Source organism: Lewinella sp. W8 (assembly GCF_004375085.3).
Taxonomy (GTDB): Bacteria; Bacteroidota; Bacteroidia; order Chitinophagales; family Saprospiraceae; genus Neolewinella.
The window spans coordinates 205,952-222,792 of the sequence record NZ_SNAQ03000010.1 but is presented as its reverse complement, the minus strand read 5'-3'; the positions used below and the strand labels follow the sequence as shown (position 1 = coordinate 222,792).

Sequence of the window (16,841 nt, the reverse complement as noted above, 5' to 3'; positions counted from 1 at the left end):
ACCAGTTGATGATGTCGTAAGTAACTTCCAGCTTGAAGCACTCCTCGGAAGCAGTACCCGTCGTGCGGAAGGTGTCAACGCTGGGGTTGATCGTGATCAGGTCACAGGCACGCTCGTCGATGCCGATGCCGTCGTAGTCAGGAACTACGGCACAGTCAGCTTCCTCGTCCGTGGGGAAGGTCAGCGTGTAGTCGTGGATGCCGTAGACCGTGATGCGCTGCGTACAAGCAGCAGCGTTGGTCAGGCCCTGGCCGTCAGTAGCCGTGAATACACGGGTGAACTGGCCAACACCACAGCTGTTCACGTCACCGCTGATCGTCTGGGTGATCGTTACTTCACAGTTGTCGAGGCCGGTAGCCGCACCGAAGGCAGCGTCCAGCTCCTCGTCGGTAGCTTCGCTGATGTCAGCGGGAAGCTCAGCATTGTAGGCAATGCAGCTGATGTTGACCGGAGCCGGAGCAAAACAGATAGGACGTGCCTTGTCTTCCACCAGTACTTCGAGCCAGCAGTAGTTGACGTTACCACGCTCGTCCGTGACGCGCAGACCAACCAGGACGTTGCCCAGGTCAGCACAGGTCAGCAGCAGTTCGTCGGTGTAAACAGCGCCGGGAAGCAGTTCGTAGGTGCCGTTAGCCAGCTGGCGTACCCGGCCGATGTGGAGCGTTACGTCGCCACAGTCGTCGTAAGAACCGTTGTCGATCATTTCGGGGGTCAGAACAGCAACACCAGTGCTGGCACCACCGGTAGAAGAACCGGAAGTCAGGCTGATGTTCAGGCCGTCTTCACAGATGGCTACGGGAGCCGTACGGTCGATGACCGTGAAGGGTACGTCGGTGAAGTCAGAGTTACCGCAGTCGTCCGTGTAGGTGTAACGCAGGGTGTGCGTACCAGCGGGGATCGGACCGGCAATCTCAGCGTCGCCGTCGTTCAGGTCCAGGAAGAAGGTGCCGATGGGGGCGCCGTTCAGGTCCTGGAAGGGGTAGATGTCAGCTTTCAGCTCGATGCCGGCGCTACAGTTGTCCGTCAGTACGATGCTCGGATCGTCCAGGCGGATGTAGGCCGCACAGATGTCACCAGCGTTGGTGCTGAACTCGAGCGGACCTTCGTCGATGGTACCGTCGAAGTCGCGGTCTTGCGTGGGAGCAGTGAAGTCAGGAGCGGTGGTGTCACCAACCTTAACTACCTGCGTGTACGTCAGGGGAGCCTGGGGCTCACACCAGTCGATGACGGTGTAAGTACGTACGAACTTGTAAGTGTTGGGGCAGGTCTGAATCCGGGGGCCGTCCTCGTAGGTCAGGGCCAGGTTACAAACCGCACCTTCAAGTACCAGGGGAATGGTACGATCACCGAACTGCAGGAAGGGCAGGTCTTCAGCGCGGGGAACGGGGTTACCGTTGGCCCCCAGCGTCAGGGTCTCGTCACACTCGTACTCGGCTACGTCCAGTTCGTCAGCGAAGGGCTGTACGTTTTCCAGACCGGGGCGCAGGAAGTCGATGTCGAAAGAAGTAACGGCAGGACCGTTTTCTTCGCCAGAAGCGCTTTCACAGTCGCTGATTTCGGTAGCGGTGAAGGTACGCGTGATGGTGATGTCATCACAGGCGGGGTCTTCGCCGAAGGTAGCTACGTCGTTCACACAAACCTGGAGGCGAGGAGCACAGCCGTCGGTGAATTCCGGAACAACAGCGGTACCAGCACCGGGATCGAAGGCGATCAGGTCCAGACGGTCGCGCAGAGCGGTAGCCATGGTGCCGGGAACGGTGCGGAAGACACCGTCGGTGCCACGCGCTACTTCCCAACAGCGGCTGATGTTAACGTCGAGCATGGTGAGCATGATCTCCTCGAAGTCGGTGCAGGGAAGCACGGCATCTTCGGGAGTCTCTACTACTGCGGGAGGCGTCTTGTCTTCAGCGTTAACGGTACCCCAACAGTTGGAGAATTCGAACTCGCCAAGGTCGGCCATGTCAGCTTCGAACTTGAAGTTGGAGATTTCCAGCTGGCTGGTCAGGTTTCCAGCAAATGGCTGGAAGCCGTCGTCAACTACGCTGAATACGATGGAGTAGCCAGCCATTACGGGCTCAGCGGCAGAACCGCTTGCGGGCTGGTCGGTATCGAGGATTTCAACCTGACCACCTTCAAAGTCGATCAGGATGATGGCATCATCAAAGCCAGCATCAACACCGTTGTAGTCGTAATCGAAGCTTACCACACCGTTGGCGCTGAACATGTAAGAAGCCGTTACGCCGAAGGAAGCACCTCCGAAGAACACATCGTTAGAGGTGCTCAGGGTCAGGGTCTCGTCGGTAAAGTCAGCGTCAGCGTTCTGGTCAGCGTTGTTCTCGGTCGTTTCAACGTCCCAGTCTTCTTCGTTGAAGCCTTCGAAGCTGAGGTTTTCCGTAATCACTTCGATGGTGTAGGTGTACTCACCACAGCCGTCGATGATGGGACCGTTAGAAGGATCTTCATCCTGAACTACTACGCGCAGGGCGTCGAGGTCGAGACAGCCAAATTCGCCAGAAAGCACCATTTCGGGGAGAAGGAGCGCTTCACAGTTTTCGTTGAGCGTCAGGTTGATGGACGTCAGACAGGCCAGGTTCGGACGAGGAACGTTGCTGTCGTCTACGGTTACCGTGATTTCACAGGTCTGGAGATCACCGTTGTCGTCGTCATCATCGTCATCATCGTCGTCGCCAACTACCGTGCCAACAACGCTAACTTCTCCGATGTCAGCACAACCGAAGCTGGTCTGAGACAGTACGAGTTCCGTACCCTCACAGAGTTCAGAGTCACCGATGATGTCGTCTACGGTCAGGGTACCGTTGCCCTCAGCGTCGAGGACTACGGTAGCTTCCGTTTCACAAGCCAGGGTTGCCAGACAAGCTTCGGCCTCACCAGATACACAGACCATGAAGCCCATGATGGAGATTTCACCAACGTCAAGGCCAGTACGGTCACCGGCCCACAGGGTCCAGGTTCCGCTCAGACCATCACCCTGAGGGAAGAAGCCAGCAAAATCGGCCACGGCAGCACCGCCACCGGGAACGCCGACACCGTCGCCGTTGGGGAAGAATTCACATTCACCGTCGTCTTCACATACGTTGATGAGGGAAGAGGCGGTATTTACGCCCATGTTTTCAGCGTCAAAAGCAGCACCGTCGAAGAATTCAATCGGGAAGGTTTCCACGAGGTTTTCGCTGCTACCAACGCCCGTAGCGTCAAATCCAGCAGCACCGGGGCCACTCATCAGGGGCAGGAGGGTACCGTCGGGAGACTGTACGTAAAGCGTCAGGTCACCAACCCAGGTGTGGTTGATGGCAACGGTTACTACGATATCGTCGATGGTCGCACCGGCGGGAACGCTAACGTCAGCGGTAACGCTGGCCAGGTCCGCAGCCTGAGGATCAGTGGGTTCGAAGGCGTTATCGGGGATAGCAACGGGATCCATGTTCATGGAGCCACCACAGGCCTCAAACGGGAAGGTTTCACCCATTTCACAGGGCTCCGCGTCATCAGCGTAGGTAAGGGTAAGGTCGAAGGGACCATTGCCGCCACCAAAACCGTGCACGTGGATGTAGAAGAGATCACCACAAACAGCGTCGACGGTAACGGAAGGATCGTTACCACCGCAAACGCCGAAGTCGTCGTCTTCACCAATCTCACAGACCAGGTTGTCACCACAGGAGCCGGTGTAAACGCTGATCTTGGAGTCAAAAATGGCTCCACAAAGATCGAGGGTCAGTAAACCGGTCTGGTCAGCGGTGTGCGTGTACCAAACACCGGGAGAAGTGGAAGCCGTGCCACAGAAGGGAGTAGCATCCGTGTTAGCACCTTCCGTGGTGCCGCTGGTAACGCCTGCACCGATCGCGATCGCGTTGGCGCATTCGTCGTTCGCCGGTTGGGCGAAGAGCATAGTCGAGCCGAGGGCCAGACACAGCAAAGTTAGGAATAGGGAACGGCCTGGTGCCGTCCGGAGTAGAGGTCGTCTCATGTAATCTAATTTTTCTGAGATCATCAAAGATGCCGAAGCATGTTTCTAAACTGATCTGCGGCAGCAGATCGGTCGAGAATCAGCTATACGCAGAACGGATCGTAGGGGGCGTCCCACGATAGTCCACGACGAAGGTAACAAAATTCCTATTTAATGTTAAAAAAAATACGAAGGCTTTTTAGGAAAAAATTCCCGGGGGTGGAGCAAGCCCGAATGGTTGGTTAGCACCCCGGCAGATCGCGAGGATTCCATTTCATTGCACCTGCGCTCCGCGCCCAATCCCGTTGTAGCTGCCGCAAGGAGGAGCGTAAGGCGCCGCAAAACCGACACTGCGGCACAACCCCCCGCTCCCCCGGCTTGTCTTTAGTACATGAACATCATCCCCCTTCAATTACGACGTCTGTTCATATTAGGCTTCCTGTTCGGCTACCTTGCTCCGGCGAACGCCCAGACCCCGATGCTGGCCCTACCGCTGGAAAAGCGTTGGGAACGCCAGGCCGACTGGGTGGAGCTGCAGGATCTTGACGGTCGCTTCCGACTGGAGACTCCGGCCTCCATGCAAACCAAAGTGGACACGCTTGACACCGGACTCGGACAGCAAGTCTTTCATACCTTCTTCCTAAAGGTACCGGATCCCGCCACGGCGGACAACGTCATATACGCACTGAGTTACGTCGATTATCCCCCGGGGGCTTTACACCACGACAGTACCGAACTGGTGCAGGAGTTATTGATGGCCTCCGAGGAAGAAGCCGCTGCGGCGGTCGGTGGCGAGGTGATCTATGCGGCCGATAAAGACATTAACGGATATCCCGGCCGACAGTGGCGCATCGACTACAACGGCGGCAAGGCCAGCGCCCGGACCCTGGCGGGGGTGGCCGGTAGCCGCTATTACGAAATGAAGGTCTTCAGTCTGGAGTCATCGGGCCCCAATAAAAGTGCCGATAAGTTTTTCGATAGCCTCCGCCTTTACCGTCCGCCGGGTGAAGCCGTGACGGCCGAACCCGAGAAATGAACCTTTTGGCCCATGACCTATTATACGGCCATAACTACATAAGGATGTCAAAACAACTCTATCTCGTCGCTAAATTCGACCTTGACGACGCCGACAACTTCGCCCCCATCTTCGCCAAACACGCCAAAGACAGTCGGGCCAAAGTTGGTTGTCTGTTCTTTTACCTGATCCGCGACCGCGAAGACCCCAGCAAATTTGCCACCATGGAATGCTGGGAAGACTACTCCTACTTCGAACGGCACGTGGCCGACGATGAGCATGAAGCCTTCTTCAAACAAATCAAGCCCCTTTTCCGGAAGCCGCCCGAGGTGATGGAAGCGGATTTGTTGATGGGGATGGAGTAGTATTGTAGTACGTTAGTTCTTTAGTATGGTAGCAGGTAGATGGAAATGAGAAACTCAATAAATTTTTACCTGCTAATGCTATGAGCGGTTGTCCGACAAATTCTTTATTTCTGACGCAGTCAACATAAAGTTTGTCGGACGAATCGCGGCATTACCAGTAGAAACTATTGTAGTAAGACTTAGCGGGTAGGAAGAAGTACGGTAGTTCTTTAGTATGGTAGGGGGTAGGAAGGAGCGGGTAGCAGATAGTTGGTAGAGCGACTTATTCGGGGGCGGAGAGATTGAGTGATGGATGATCTGGCCGGGTGAGGAGAAGTAGGAGGCAGAACATACTGACGCCGGCCGAGGTCTCCAGGGTGTTCTCGACCATACAACTAAGGAAAAGGACGGTGAAGGTGGCCAGGTAAATGGGGTCGCGCCACCGCTGGTTGCCGAACCCAAGCAGGAGGAAGCACCCGAGGGTGATGAGTCCCCCCACCGTACCGCTGCCCGCCAGGGCACTGACGAACTGGTTGTGGGGGCGCTTGCCCTTTACTCCGGGGAGTATTTCGGCGTAACGCGCGTCGGTCTCGGCCAGCAGGTTTCCCGGGCCGATACCCACCACGGGATGGTCTCGCCAAATGTCCAGGCCGATGCGAATGCTGGTGAGCCGACCGGTATCGCTGTACTCGCCGGTGTCTTCGGCGGGGTTTCGGTGGAGCAGCTCGTAGCGGACATAGTTCATTTTGGTGCGAAAGCTGGGGACCGCCAGGTAGGCCAACACTGGTAGTAGGCAAAGTCCGGCAAGACCAAAAACCATCCACTGCCAACGGCCCCGCTCCAGGGCCAGACCGGCGATGAGCACCGCGATCGCCCCGTAGGCGCCGGCCAGCCCGGACCGAACGGCCAAAAAATGCTGGCCGATGAAAAGGAAGGCCGCGAGGAATAACCAGGCTCTCCCCCACCCCAGGGTTCGTTGCCGGAAGTTGGCCACCGCCAGGAGGGTCGTGGCGGCCACCATTAAACTGAAGCGAATGTGGTTGCGAGGGACGGGCATGGCCTGTCCCCGACGAATCATATCGTTGATCTCCGAGAAGTTGAACAAGTAGTTGCCGAGTACCAACAGCATCAGCAGCGCAAAGAACAGGACCGCACCCGCCCGGATCCAACCGAATTCCTTTTTGCCAAAATCGGGTAGCCCGGCCCAAACGAAGGGCAGCGACAGTAAGGGCACCTTCACCCGGATGCGCTCTGCGTAATAGCTCCAGTCTTCGGTTTGCCAGATGCCCAGCAGTAAGAGGACGTACAATCCGGCCATGCCCCAGAAAAAGCTGCTGGAGAACGTAGCTCTGGCGTTTTTCAGCCAGCGGGGATTGAGTCCCTTCAGGGGGTCCAGTAACCCGAGAACCACCAGGGAAATCAGCGCAATGGAGAGCACGGGGGGAGAAATGACCAGTCCGAAGATGGCCCCCGCCCACATCAGGAGGGTCAAATAATATCGGGCGATCTCAACTTTTTGACGGGTTAGCCACATAATGAGGGGACACCTTTGGTGGGCGATGCGTTGCTCCGAAGGTAAGGTAGTCTGTTAGTTCTTTAGTCTATTGGTTATTTAGTCTGTTGGATTTTAGTCTGTTGGTATTTTGGTTGTGGTCGACACTTTCAAACAGGAAAGCTTCCAAAGACCAACAGACCAATTATCTTTGCGCGCTATGGCACAAGAGGTATTCGACCGCGTGGCGGCACTACTTGAGGAAATTGAAGGCGCTACTGCTGAAACCGCAGAGCAGGTGGAGGCCTTCCGCATCCGTTATCTGGGAAGCAAGAACGTACTCAAGCCCCTCATGGGAGAGATGCGCAACATCCCCAACGAGCAGAAGCCGGAGTTTGGTCAGCTGGTCAATAAGACCAAGCAAGCCGCCCAGGCGAAGTTTGACGCCCTGCAGGAGTCCATGGCGGCCAGTGCGGGCGCGGACGCAGGTGCCAGGTTCGACCTGACGGCGCCGGGCGAGCCCCTACCCCTCGGAAGCCGCCATCCGATTGCCCTGACGATGCGCCGCATCATCGCCATTTTTGAGCGCATCGGTTTCACCGTGGCCGAAGGCCCCGAAGTAGAGGACGACTGGCATAACTTCTCCGCCATGAATACCCCCGAGGACCACCCGGCCCGGGACATGCAGGACACGTATTACGTCGCCGATGGCCTCCCCGCGGGCGCCAACAATACGGCCATGCTGCTGCGCACGCACACCAGTTCCGTGCAGGCCCGCACCATGGAACATAGCCAGCCTCCGATCCGGATTATTGCTCCGGGAAGAGTGTACCGCAACGAAACCATCAGTGCGCGGAGCCACGCGCAGTTCCACCAGGTAGAAGGATTGTACGTTGCGGAGAAGGTGAGCTTCGCCGACATGAAAGCGACCCTACTCCATTTTGCGCGGGAAATGTACGGGGACAAGACCAAAATCCGTCTCCGGCCCAGTTACTTCCCCTTCACCGAGCCAAGTGCCGAGATGGACATCTGGTGGGGCCTGGAAACCGAGCACGACTACCGCATCACCAAGGGTACCGGATGGCTAGAAATTCTTGGTTGCGGGATGGTGGACCCCAAGGTCCTGGAAAACTGTGGCATCGATCCGGAACGCTACACCGGTTACGCCTTCGGCATGGGTATCGAGCGGCAGGCCATGCTCCTGTACAACATCACGGACATCCGACTGATGTTTGAAAATGACGTTCGCTTCCTGAAGCAGTTTAAGAGCGTACTGTAGTAGTGCGGTAGTTTGGTGCCGGACGCAATTACTGTGGAGACATTAAACCGATGCGATTGCCTTCCGTATCCCGAAAAATGGCCATATAGCCGCGCTCATCACCGATGGCGCGTTTGGGGATGAGTACCTCTCCGCCCGCTTCCGATACCCGGTCCAGGTATTTTGCCAGATCCGCTCCCCCGTCGAAGTACACTACGGGGCCTTGTTCTCCGGGAAAGTAGAATTGTTCGTGGTAGCAAATGGCGCAGGCGTAAGCCTCCTCCGGGAATACCCCCATCTTAAGTGCCCCGAGGTCGTGAACACGAAGCTCTACGGTAAAAACGAATTCATAAAATTGCCGGGCACGGTTAAAGTCAGCGACCGGAATCTCGGTCCAAACCGTTCCGGGAGCGGAAGTAGAACTTTTCATAGCGAGGATACTGTTCCCCCGAAAGATAAACGCATTTCCCAAGAAATACGCCAGCAAGAGAACTAGGCGGGAAAACGGTACCTTCTCTCAGGTATCCGTTCTATCTTTGCCAGCGCTTCACCAAACCACTCCGCCATGATCAGCTACTACGCCTCCCGCAATGGCCGCTTGGACAAGGTGGACGAATTAGAAGACCGCTGCTGGATTCACCTCTGCCCTCCCTTCGCCGCCGATGAACTCGCCGAAGTAGCGCAGGATTTCGAACTTCCGCTGGACTTCCTGACCGACCCCCTGGATACCGACGAACGGTCCCGTTACGAAAGAGAAGAAAGTGCCCGACTGATCGTCGTTAACACTCCCGTGCTCTCCCGTACGGACGGTGACAATGAAGGCATTTACATCACCGTCCCCATCGGTATTATCCTGACTCCGGACCACCTGATCACCGTGACTTCTTCCGAGAATCATCCGGTGCTGCGACTGTTCATCGAAAACAAAATCCGCAACCTCAATCCCTCCGACCGCAGCTACTTCGTACTCCGCATTTTTGAGCATACCGTGTACCGCTTCCTGACCTGCCTGAAGCGACTCAACGTAAAGCGTAACCTGATCGAACAGGAGCTCTACGACAGTAGCCGAAACCGGGAACTCAAGCAGTTGCTCAGCATCGAAAAATCCCTGGTGTATTTCATCAACGCCCTCAACGGTAACGAGCTGCTGAAGATGAAAATGAAGCGGACGGACTTCCTCGGCATTCGCCACGACGAAGACAAGGCCGACCTCTTTGAAGACATCATCATTGACAACGGCCAGGCCCTGGAAATGGCCAATATTTACACCAACATCCTGAACGGGACCATGGACGCCTACGGGTCCATCATTTCCAACAACCTGAACATCACCATCCAACGCCTCACGCTGATCACCATCGTCCTGACGGTGCCCATGGTCATCGCGTCATTTTACGGCATGAACGTCGCCATGCCTTTCCAGGAGGGCAGCTTCACCTACCTGGTCATCATTGCACTTTCCGTGGTACTCAGCCTCATGGTGATTTATTACTTCCGCCAAAAGCGGCTCTTTTAGACAAGGAAAAAAAGAGGCGAGGCCGCAGGTGCAAGGCTGTTTACCAATTAGCCCTGCACCTGCGATCTCGCCCCAATGATCCGCTCGTCGTGGCGGCGTCTATCGCATCAGCGTAACGTTACCCTGCTGGATCAATTCTTCTCCGAAGGGACAACGTACCCGTAACCAGTATCCGTAGACGTCAGGCTCCAGATCATCCCCGGCGGCGGTACCGTCCCAGCCGTCGAAGATGTCATCACTCTTGTACACTTCCTGCCCCCACCGGTTGTAGATGATGAAGGTGAATTCCGTGATTTCTTCGGCGAATTTAGAGCGTACCCGCAGCACATCGTTGCGGTTATCTCCGTTCGGCGTGAAGGCATTGGGGATGAAAATCCGGTCCGTATCACAAATGGGATCCTCTACGATCAGCAGCACCTCCACGATTTCCGTACAACCGTTGCTGGTCACTTCCACTTCGTAAATCCACTCTCCGGCCTCGTCCGGGGTAGCCGTCACGACCCTACCCGTATCGGGCTCCACCGTGCCCGTGGGCGGGAACCAAACGTAGGTGCAATTCTCGCAACCCTCAATGGACAGTTCGGAGCTTTGCCCCGTAAAGATTTCCGGCGGATTGGCCACGCCCGTAAGCGTAAAGAGATTGGTCACGTTGATGGTCACCTGAAGCGTCTCCGAACACCCCGTTACCGGATCGGTAACGGTCACGGTTACTACCGTAGAGTCGTCTCCGGTGAAGGTCGGATTCGCGGGATCGGAATCATCGATGATACCGGCCGGTTCGTAGGTATACTGGAGCGTGGCAATCGGACTATTTTCCGTGAAGATACTCGTAGGCTCACCCGCACAGGCTGCCACCACCTCATCGGGGAAGCCAGCCGTCAATTCGGATACCCGAACCGTGACGGGGATGCTTTGCTCACAATTCGTGTTGGGGTCCACCCCGCGTACGTACACCACGTAGGTTTCTCCGGGCACACCTCCCTCAATGGTGAAATCGGGACCGGATGCGATGGAATCCGTGAGGGCTTCATCACTGTACCAGGTGTAGATTACCGCCTCGTTTACGGAGGAAGCCGTAACGTCCACGGAGCCGGGAGCACAGAGCGTAGTATCCGCCGGCGAAGCCATCAGGCTGATTTCCGGCGTCACCATCACTTCAATGACCTGCTCCAGGCTACAGCCCGTTACGGGATCGGTAATCACCACGGTAAGGGTCACGTCTTCCGTAAATACCCCCATGGGGTTTGCCGGATCACTTAGGTCCAGTCCGTCCGCCGGCGACCATTCGTACACGTAGCCCTCTACCCGTGGTCCGCCCTCAATGGTTACCAGGTCACCGAAACAAGCCTGGTAGGGTGAGGTGTACTGGTTGGGCATGAACGGAATGGTGGCCACGGTCAGGGTCAGGGTAGTATCGCACCCAAACTGATTCGTCACCAGCACGGAAAGCTCCGTGGATCCTTCCTCGGGCGTAGTGATGGAAACCGTCGGTCCGTCGAGCGGACCGTTAATAATGTCGTTCTCAGCCCACTGGTAGGTCAGTTCATCCCGCGGATCGAGGTTAACCACCCCAACGAGGGTATCGCTGGACTCACAGAGGCTAAGGTCCATTCCCTCAACCGTGAGCTCGGCGTTTACCTGCTGATTGATGATGATTACCGTGTCCATCTCAGTACAACCGAACTCATTTTCGGCGGTGATGATCACCGTATCCTGAAGCTCGGGATCTACGGTCAGCGAACTGCCCATCCCCAATACGTTACCGGAGGGGTCCGTAAAGGTGACGGTGATCCCGTCTTCCACCCGTAGTTCGGCGGTCAGGTCAACGGGTTCCCCGCAGGTCGTCAGGCTATCGCCGGTGATGGGTCCGTCGGGGCCATTTACCACCAGGCCGATGGGTTCCAGGGTGGTGACCGTAACGTTTACGGTCGTATCACAGCCGAATTGATTGGTGACCAGTACGGAAAGCACCTCCGAGCCGGGTTCGGTGGTCGTAATGTCCACGGAAGGTCCGTTAAGTGGGCCGGTAATGATGGGATTATCCGTCCAGACGTACGTCAGCGTATCTCCGGCGTTCAGGTTATTAATGGTCACCGAAGTATCCCCGGGTTCACAGAGAATGATCTCGTCGCCCTCGATGTCGATGTCGACGGATATCGGGTTATTTTCCACCACGATGGTGTCCGACAATCCACAATCCAGTTCGCCTCCGGCGATGATGACGATGGTGTCCCTTCCGGAAGGATTAAGGGTAAGGGTGTTCCCCATTCCCAGTACGTTGCCGTCCAAATCCGTGTAGGTGATGTCAACGGCCCCTCCCGCCATGATGTCGACGGTAACTTCGGCCGGTTCTCCGCAGAAGGAAAGGGTCGGCAGTTCGAGACCTCCATCCGGTAGCGGGCCGTTCGGACCCGTAATTTCCAGGACAATCCCTTCCAGGGTAATTACTTCTACCTGAATGGTCGTATCGCAGCCAAACTGATTGGTTACGAGCACCGAAAGGGTTTCGGTACCGGGGGCCGTAGTGGTAATATTTACGGTGGCTTCATTCAGCGCACCGGTGATGATGGCGTTGGGTTCCCATACGTAGGTGAGTACGTCATCGGAAATCAGGTTCGTAATCGTGACGGAAGTATCCCCCGGTTCACAGAGAATGACCCGTCCGCCTTCGGCGTCAATTTCCACCGAAACGGCTTCATTGTTAATGACGATGGTATCGCGGGTGCCACAACCCAATTCTCCGTTGGCAACCACGATGATGGTATCACTACCCATCGGGTTCAGGGTGATGGAGGATCCCGTGCCCAGAACGTTTCCGTTCAGGTCAGTGTAGAACACGTCTACGTTACTTCCCGAAACGATCTCCACCGACAACTCGGCGGGTTCTCCGCAGAACGCCAGGGTGGGCAGTTCCAGACCACCATCCGTCAGGACGCCATTAGGACCACTGATTTCCAGCACAATTTCCTCCAGCGTGATGACCTCTACCTGAATGGTCGTATCACAGCCAAATTGATTGGCTACCAATACGGACAGAGTTTCTACTCCGGCAGTAGTAGTCGTGATGTTTACGGTTGCCGCGTCCAGGGCGCCAGTAATGATGGGGTTGGCCGTCCAGGCGTAGGTGAGTACGTCGTCGGGGTTGAGGTTGCTAACCGTTATCGAGGTATCGCCGGGCTCACACAGAATGATTTGCCCGCCTTCGGCATCTACCTCAACCGAAATGGATTGATTGTCAATGACGATGGTATCGCGGGTACCACAACCCAGTTCTCCGTCGGCAACTACGATGATGGTGTCACTCCCCATTGGGTTCAGGGTGATGGAGGACCCCGTGCCCAAAACGTTTCCGTTCAGATCAAGGTAAGAAACGTCGACGTTGCTGCCCGAAATGATCTCCACCGATAACTCGGCGGGTTCTCCGCAGAACGCAAGGGTGGGCAGTTCCAGGCCGCCGTCCGTCAGGACGCCATTGGGGCCACTGATTTCCAGCACAATTTCCTCCAGCGTAATCACTTCCACCTGAATGGTGGTATCGCAACCAAACTGATTGGTGACCAGCACCGATAAGGTCTCCACTCCGGCGGTGGTCGTGGTAACGTTCACGGTCGCCTGATTCAGGACACTGGTGATGATGGGGTTGGCCGTCCAGGCGTAGGTCAGTACGTCATCGGCGTTCAGGTTGTTGATGGTCACGGAGGTATCTCCGGGCTCACAAAGAATGATTTGCCCGCCTTCGGCGTCCACCTCCACCATCACTGCCTGGTTGAGCAAGACCACCGTGTCTCGTTCAAAACAACCAAACATATTGGTAGCGGTGACCACAATGGTATCATTGATGGCCGGGTTAACCGTCAGTGTGGTCCCGGTACCAAGAATGTTGCCTCCGAGATCGGTGAAGGTTACCTGGACGTCGTCCGTAGTAGAAATGTCCACCGAGATATCGTCGGCTACGCCACAGAAGGTCAGGGTGGGCAGGTCAATGATGCCGCCGCCCACCAGTGGTCCGTTGGGGCCATTGATTTCCAGACCGATGTCGTCTGGTTGGATGACCGTCACCGTATCGACGGTAACACAGCTGAGTTCAGCGGTAGGATCGGTGATGGTGACGAGGTAGGTGCCGGGTACTGCGGTGGTGGGGTTCACCTCATCCGCATTAAAATCCGGTGAGGGAGCCCAGTTGTACGTCAGGGCCGGATCTCCGTCGGGGTTCAGGGCCGCTGAGTCCCCGGGACAAATAATAATTTCTTCGCTCAGATTGCCCAGGGCCAGATTGACCGTGAAGGTCGTATCCTTGGTGGAGGAACAATCATCCACCGTGGTCACCGTAAGGCTAGCGGTCACCATGCCGGAGGTGGGCACGGTTACGCTCGGGTTTTCGTCGGTACTGGTGGAAGGAGTGGCTCCGGTAAAGGACCAGGAGTAGCTAAGGGGGTCCCCCGAATTATTCGTGGAATTGTCGACAAATTCAATCGTCGCACCGGTTTCCAAACAGTCTCCCAGGCTGAAGCTGAAGTCCGCTTCGACCACGGTTTCCACCGTAGTGACCTGCTGGAAGAAGCTCTCAATACAATCCTGATCGTAGATCAGGTCCAGGGTAACGGTGTACGTTCCGGGGACATCGTAAGTATGGGAGGGGTTTTCATCCGTGCTGGTTGTACCATCACCAAAATTGTAAATGAACCCAAAGTCGGCGGTACTGGTGTTGGTGAAGGTTACCAGGCTACCGTTACAATCGACCTCCGAAGTGAAGGACAAGCTGGCGTTGTCATCGATGACAATCAAGCGGCTCGTCTCGGTAGTCGCACAGCCATACTGGTTGGTTGCCGTAACGGAAACCTCGTAGTCGCCCGCGGGACCATTGAAAACCGGGTTGGCGGAGTTTACCGTTTCCGGCACAAAGAGATTGGCGGGGCTCCAGGAGTAGCTGAGGGTGTCGTTAGCGTCCAGATTGGTGACGCTCAGGGTGACGCCATCGGACAAACAGGACAGGACGGTGTCCGGCACCGAAATTTCGGTGGGGCCTCCTTCCAGGTTGAAGGTAACCGTGTCCATACATCCCTGCTGGTCGGTAGCGATCAGTACGTAGTTCGTAGAGCCGCTTACCGGCAGGGTATAATTTAAGCCCGTTCCAACGACCACGTTTCCGGGGCCAAACAGGGTTACTTCCGCCTCCACGTCCGTAAGCACTTCGATGGTGGTAGTAGGATCACAAATTCCTCCGCCACCGATCACCGTCAGGCCAATGTCTTCGGAAACCTGAATGGTGATTTCCTCCTCAATGGTACAGGACTGGCCAAATTCGTTGGTGCGGGTGACCATTACCGTATAGGTAGTAGTGGTGGAAGGGAAGAACGTTGGTTGATTGGAGGTAACGTCATCAATTCCTTCGCTCGGACTCCACAAGTATTCGTATTCCGGGTTACCGGGCGACACCATGGAGGTACTTTCTCCGAAGCAGATGGACAGGGATTCCGGAAACTGATCCGATTCCACTTCGATAACCGCCAGGTCCGTACAGGTGGTGCTGGAGCACCCATTTTCATCCATGATGGTCACGCAATACGTTCCGGTTGCCGTAGCGTCAACTTCCTGGGTAGTCAGACCATCTACTCCGGGTCCGAACCAGGAATAGGAAACCGCGCCCATGACGGTAGCATCCTCGGCGCGGAACTGCGCCGTATCTCCCTGACAGATGATGTCCGGTCCAAGAATCACGGCACTTACCACCGGTACCCGGGCGGTGAAGCTGGATTGGGTATTAGCGAACCACCAGGTATTAAGGGTGTTTTTGTCGCCATATCCCCCCGTTTGCTCATCGTCAAAATTATCGCACTGGTCGCTGTTGAGGGTAAAGTTATTCCAGGTACGGCAGCCGTCTAAACAAGAACAGCCCGTGCGCTGGTCTTTGGGCGCTCCGGTACCGGATTCACCGGGAATGTTTCGATCATCCCAGTAGAGGAATTCTGAACTCTGGGTTTGGGAGCAAACTGGTCGTACCGTCTCCACACAGAATCCATTCTTCATAAATTCTACGTCGTAGGCAGACCAGTGCTGCACTCCCTGAGCATAGGTGATGATCACGTCTACGGTATCCGAAAACGTTACTTCCGAGCTGTCTCCCCGTAATCCGTCCCAGGGGATACACGTTGCCATAATGGAATCCGTGAACTCGTACACGAGGCTCACGTCGATGGTATCGTCAAGAATACCATTACCGTTAAAGTCCAGTAAAACTTCTACCTGACCGGGACGAGTAACGGAGACTTCCAGACAGTAGGGGGCAGAGCCGTCGCAGACAAAGGTTTCGGCAGCGGCAACTTCACCACAAATGCCATCGGGGAATAATTCGATATCCGGCAGGGATAAGAATACACGGTGTTCCGCAGAGTTAAGGATGGCGTTTTCTCCGGGTACGGACATCCGATCCTGGCCAAGGTCTCCCGTCGTGCCCGGCCCTTTGGTATTAAAGGCGACGTTAAAGGAAAGCCCCTGCATACCCGCACCGTTGAAGTCGATCCGGGAGACAAATCCATCCTCCGTGTAACTGTAAAGTTGTCCGTTAAAGGGACGGTCCCAAACGCAATCCGGCGGGTTGGTGCCCAAGATTTCCGGAGTTCTGAACGCCCAGTTCTTTGACCAAACGCGGCCGATGACCGGCAAACCATCGCGGGTAACGGTGATATCCCAGAAGGGGATATTCACCTTGCGGTTGCCGTCATTGGCGAACTCATCGAATTCGATGTAATAGTCACCAACTTCCCCCGGTTCAAAGACATAAATGGACCGGCCGAACTGCGTGGCCGTGGTATCGTATACCCCAAAAGCTGCTTCCCCATAAGAATTGACGTTGGCGTTATCGTTACCGATTACAAAGGGGCCGTGAACGATGGGGTCCACACCACTTTCGGTTGCCCGCCGAACTCTGAAACGATACTGGGAGAAACTGAATCGGGTGAAGGGTGTTCCGTTGTCCTGGTATTCAGGAGCCAGTCCAAAATAAACCTTTTCGTCCGCCCGACCAATGGAGACATACAGTCGACCGGTCTCCGGCCCATCATAGTCTGCAAAAGAACCGAAGTCCGGACGACCGGTCTCCAGCATTACGGGGGCATCGGCGGCAGTTGGTGCTACCTGCAAAATTCCTTCCGCGGGGAGCATATTGGTGAGCCCGAGCAGCACCATGAGGGTTAGTAACCATCCACCGTTAAGGCTGTTGAAGCGATATATCAGAAAATTCTTCACGAGTATG

General features: G+C 55.8%; 7 protein-coding genes and 1 pseudogene. 4 read left to right on the top strand and 4 right to left on the bottom strand.

Annotated elements, in window-relative coordinates:
* Window positions 1-3,985 (bottom strand): annotated as a pseudogene (locus E1J53_RS13110) (hypothetical protein); the annotation flags it as partial.
* Window positions 3,986-4,355: 370 nt separating this feature from the next.
* On the opposite strand from E1J53_RS13110, the gene E1J53_RS13105 reads away from it, so the two are divergent.
* Together E1J53_RS13105 and E1J53_RS13100 are read left to right on the top strand one after the other, a co-directional pair.
* Window positions 4,356-5,000 (top strand): hypothetical protein, encoded by a 645-nt coding sequence (locus tag E1J53_RS13105; protein WP_134270728.1) that lies wholly within the window; start codon window positions 4,356-4,358, stop codon window positions 4,998-5,000.
* Window positions 5,001-5,044: 44 nt separating this feature from the next.
* Window positions 5,045-5,344: a putative quinol monooxygenase gene (locus E1J53_RS13100; RefSeq protein WP_173021473.1), complete on the top strand. Its 300-nt coding sequence runs from the start codon at window positions 5,045-5,047 to the stop codon at window positions 5,342-5,344.
* Window positions 5,345-5,606: 262 nt separating this feature from the next.
* On the opposite strand, the gene E1J53_RS13095 is transcribed toward E1J53_RS13100, so the two are convergent.
* Complete coding sequence (locus E1J53_RS13095; RefSeq protein WP_134270730.1) at window positions 5,607-6,857, bottom strand: O-antigen ligase; 1,251 nt, start codon at window positions 6,855-6,857, stop codon at window positions 5,607-5,609.
* A 178-nt stretch (window positions 6,858-7,035) separates the two neighbouring features.
* On the opposite strand from E1J53_RS13095, the gene pheS reads away from it, so the two are divergent.
* Window positions 7,036-8,094: a phenylalanine--tRNA ligase subunit alpha gene (pheS, locus tag E1J53_RS13090; protein ID WP_134270731.1), complete on the top strand. Its 1,059-nt coding sequence runs from the start codon at window positions 7,036-7,038 to the stop codon at window positions 8,092-8,094.
* A gap of 28 nt (window positions 8,095-8,122) precedes the next feature.
* Here pheS and E1J53_RS13085 read toward each other — a convergent pair whose 3' ends face one another.
* The gene (locus tag E1J53_RS13085; RefSeq protein WP_134270732.1) at window positions 8,123-8,503 is read right to left on the bottom strand and encodes a VOC family protein; all 381 of its coding nucleotides are present in this window, start codon (window positions 8,501-8,503) and stop codon (window positions 8,123-8,125) included.
* Between the two features lie 135 nt (window positions 8,504-8,638).
* On the opposite strand from E1J53_RS13085, the gene E1J53_RS13080 reads away from it, so the two are divergent.
* Complete coding sequence (locus E1J53_RS13080; RefSeq protein ID WP_134270733.1) at window positions 8,639-9,589, top strand: magnesium transporter CorA family protein; 951 nt, start codon at window positions 8,639-8,641, stop codon at window positions 9,587-9,589.
* 99 nt (window positions 9,590-9,688) lie between these two features.
* On the opposite strand, the gene E1J53_RS13075 is transcribed toward E1J53_RS13080, so the two are convergent.
* Window positions 9,689-16,834 (bottom strand): gliding motility-associated C-terminal domain-containing protein, encoded by a 7,146-nt coding sequence (locus E1J53_RS13075; protein ID WP_134270734.1) that lies wholly within the window; start codon window positions 16,832-16,834, stop codon window positions 9,689-9,691.
* Between the last annotated feature and the right edge of the window lie 7 nt (window positions 16,835-16,841).

What these genes read in the sequence shown, in the direction of transcription:
- pheS (WP_134270731.1), top strand. Translation starts at nt 7,036, where the DNA reads ATGGCACAAGAGGTATTCGACCGCGTGGCGGCACTACTTGAGGAAATT.
- E1J53_RS13100 (WP_173021473.1), top strand. Translation starts at nt 5,045, where the DNA reads ATGTCAAAACAACTCTATCTCGTCGCTAAATTCGACCTTGACGACGCC.
- E1J53_RS13105 (WP_134270728.1), top strand. Translation starts at nt 4,356, where the DNA reads ATGAACATCATCCCCCTTCAATTACGACGTCTGTTCATATTAGGCTTC.
- E1J53_RS13080 (WP_134270733.1), top strand. Translation starts at nt 8,639, where the DNA reads ATGATCAGCTACTACGCCTCCCGCAATGGCCGCTTGGACAAGGTGGAC.
- E1J53_RS13085 (WP_134270732.1), bottom strand. Translation starts at nt 8,503, where the DNA reads ATGAAAAGTTCTACTTCCGCTCCCGGAACGGTTTGGACCGAGATTCCG.
- E1J53_RS13095 (WP_134270730.1), bottom strand. Translation starts at nt 6,857, where the DNA reads ATGTGGCTAACCCGTCAAAAAGTTGAGATCGCCCGATATTATTTGACC.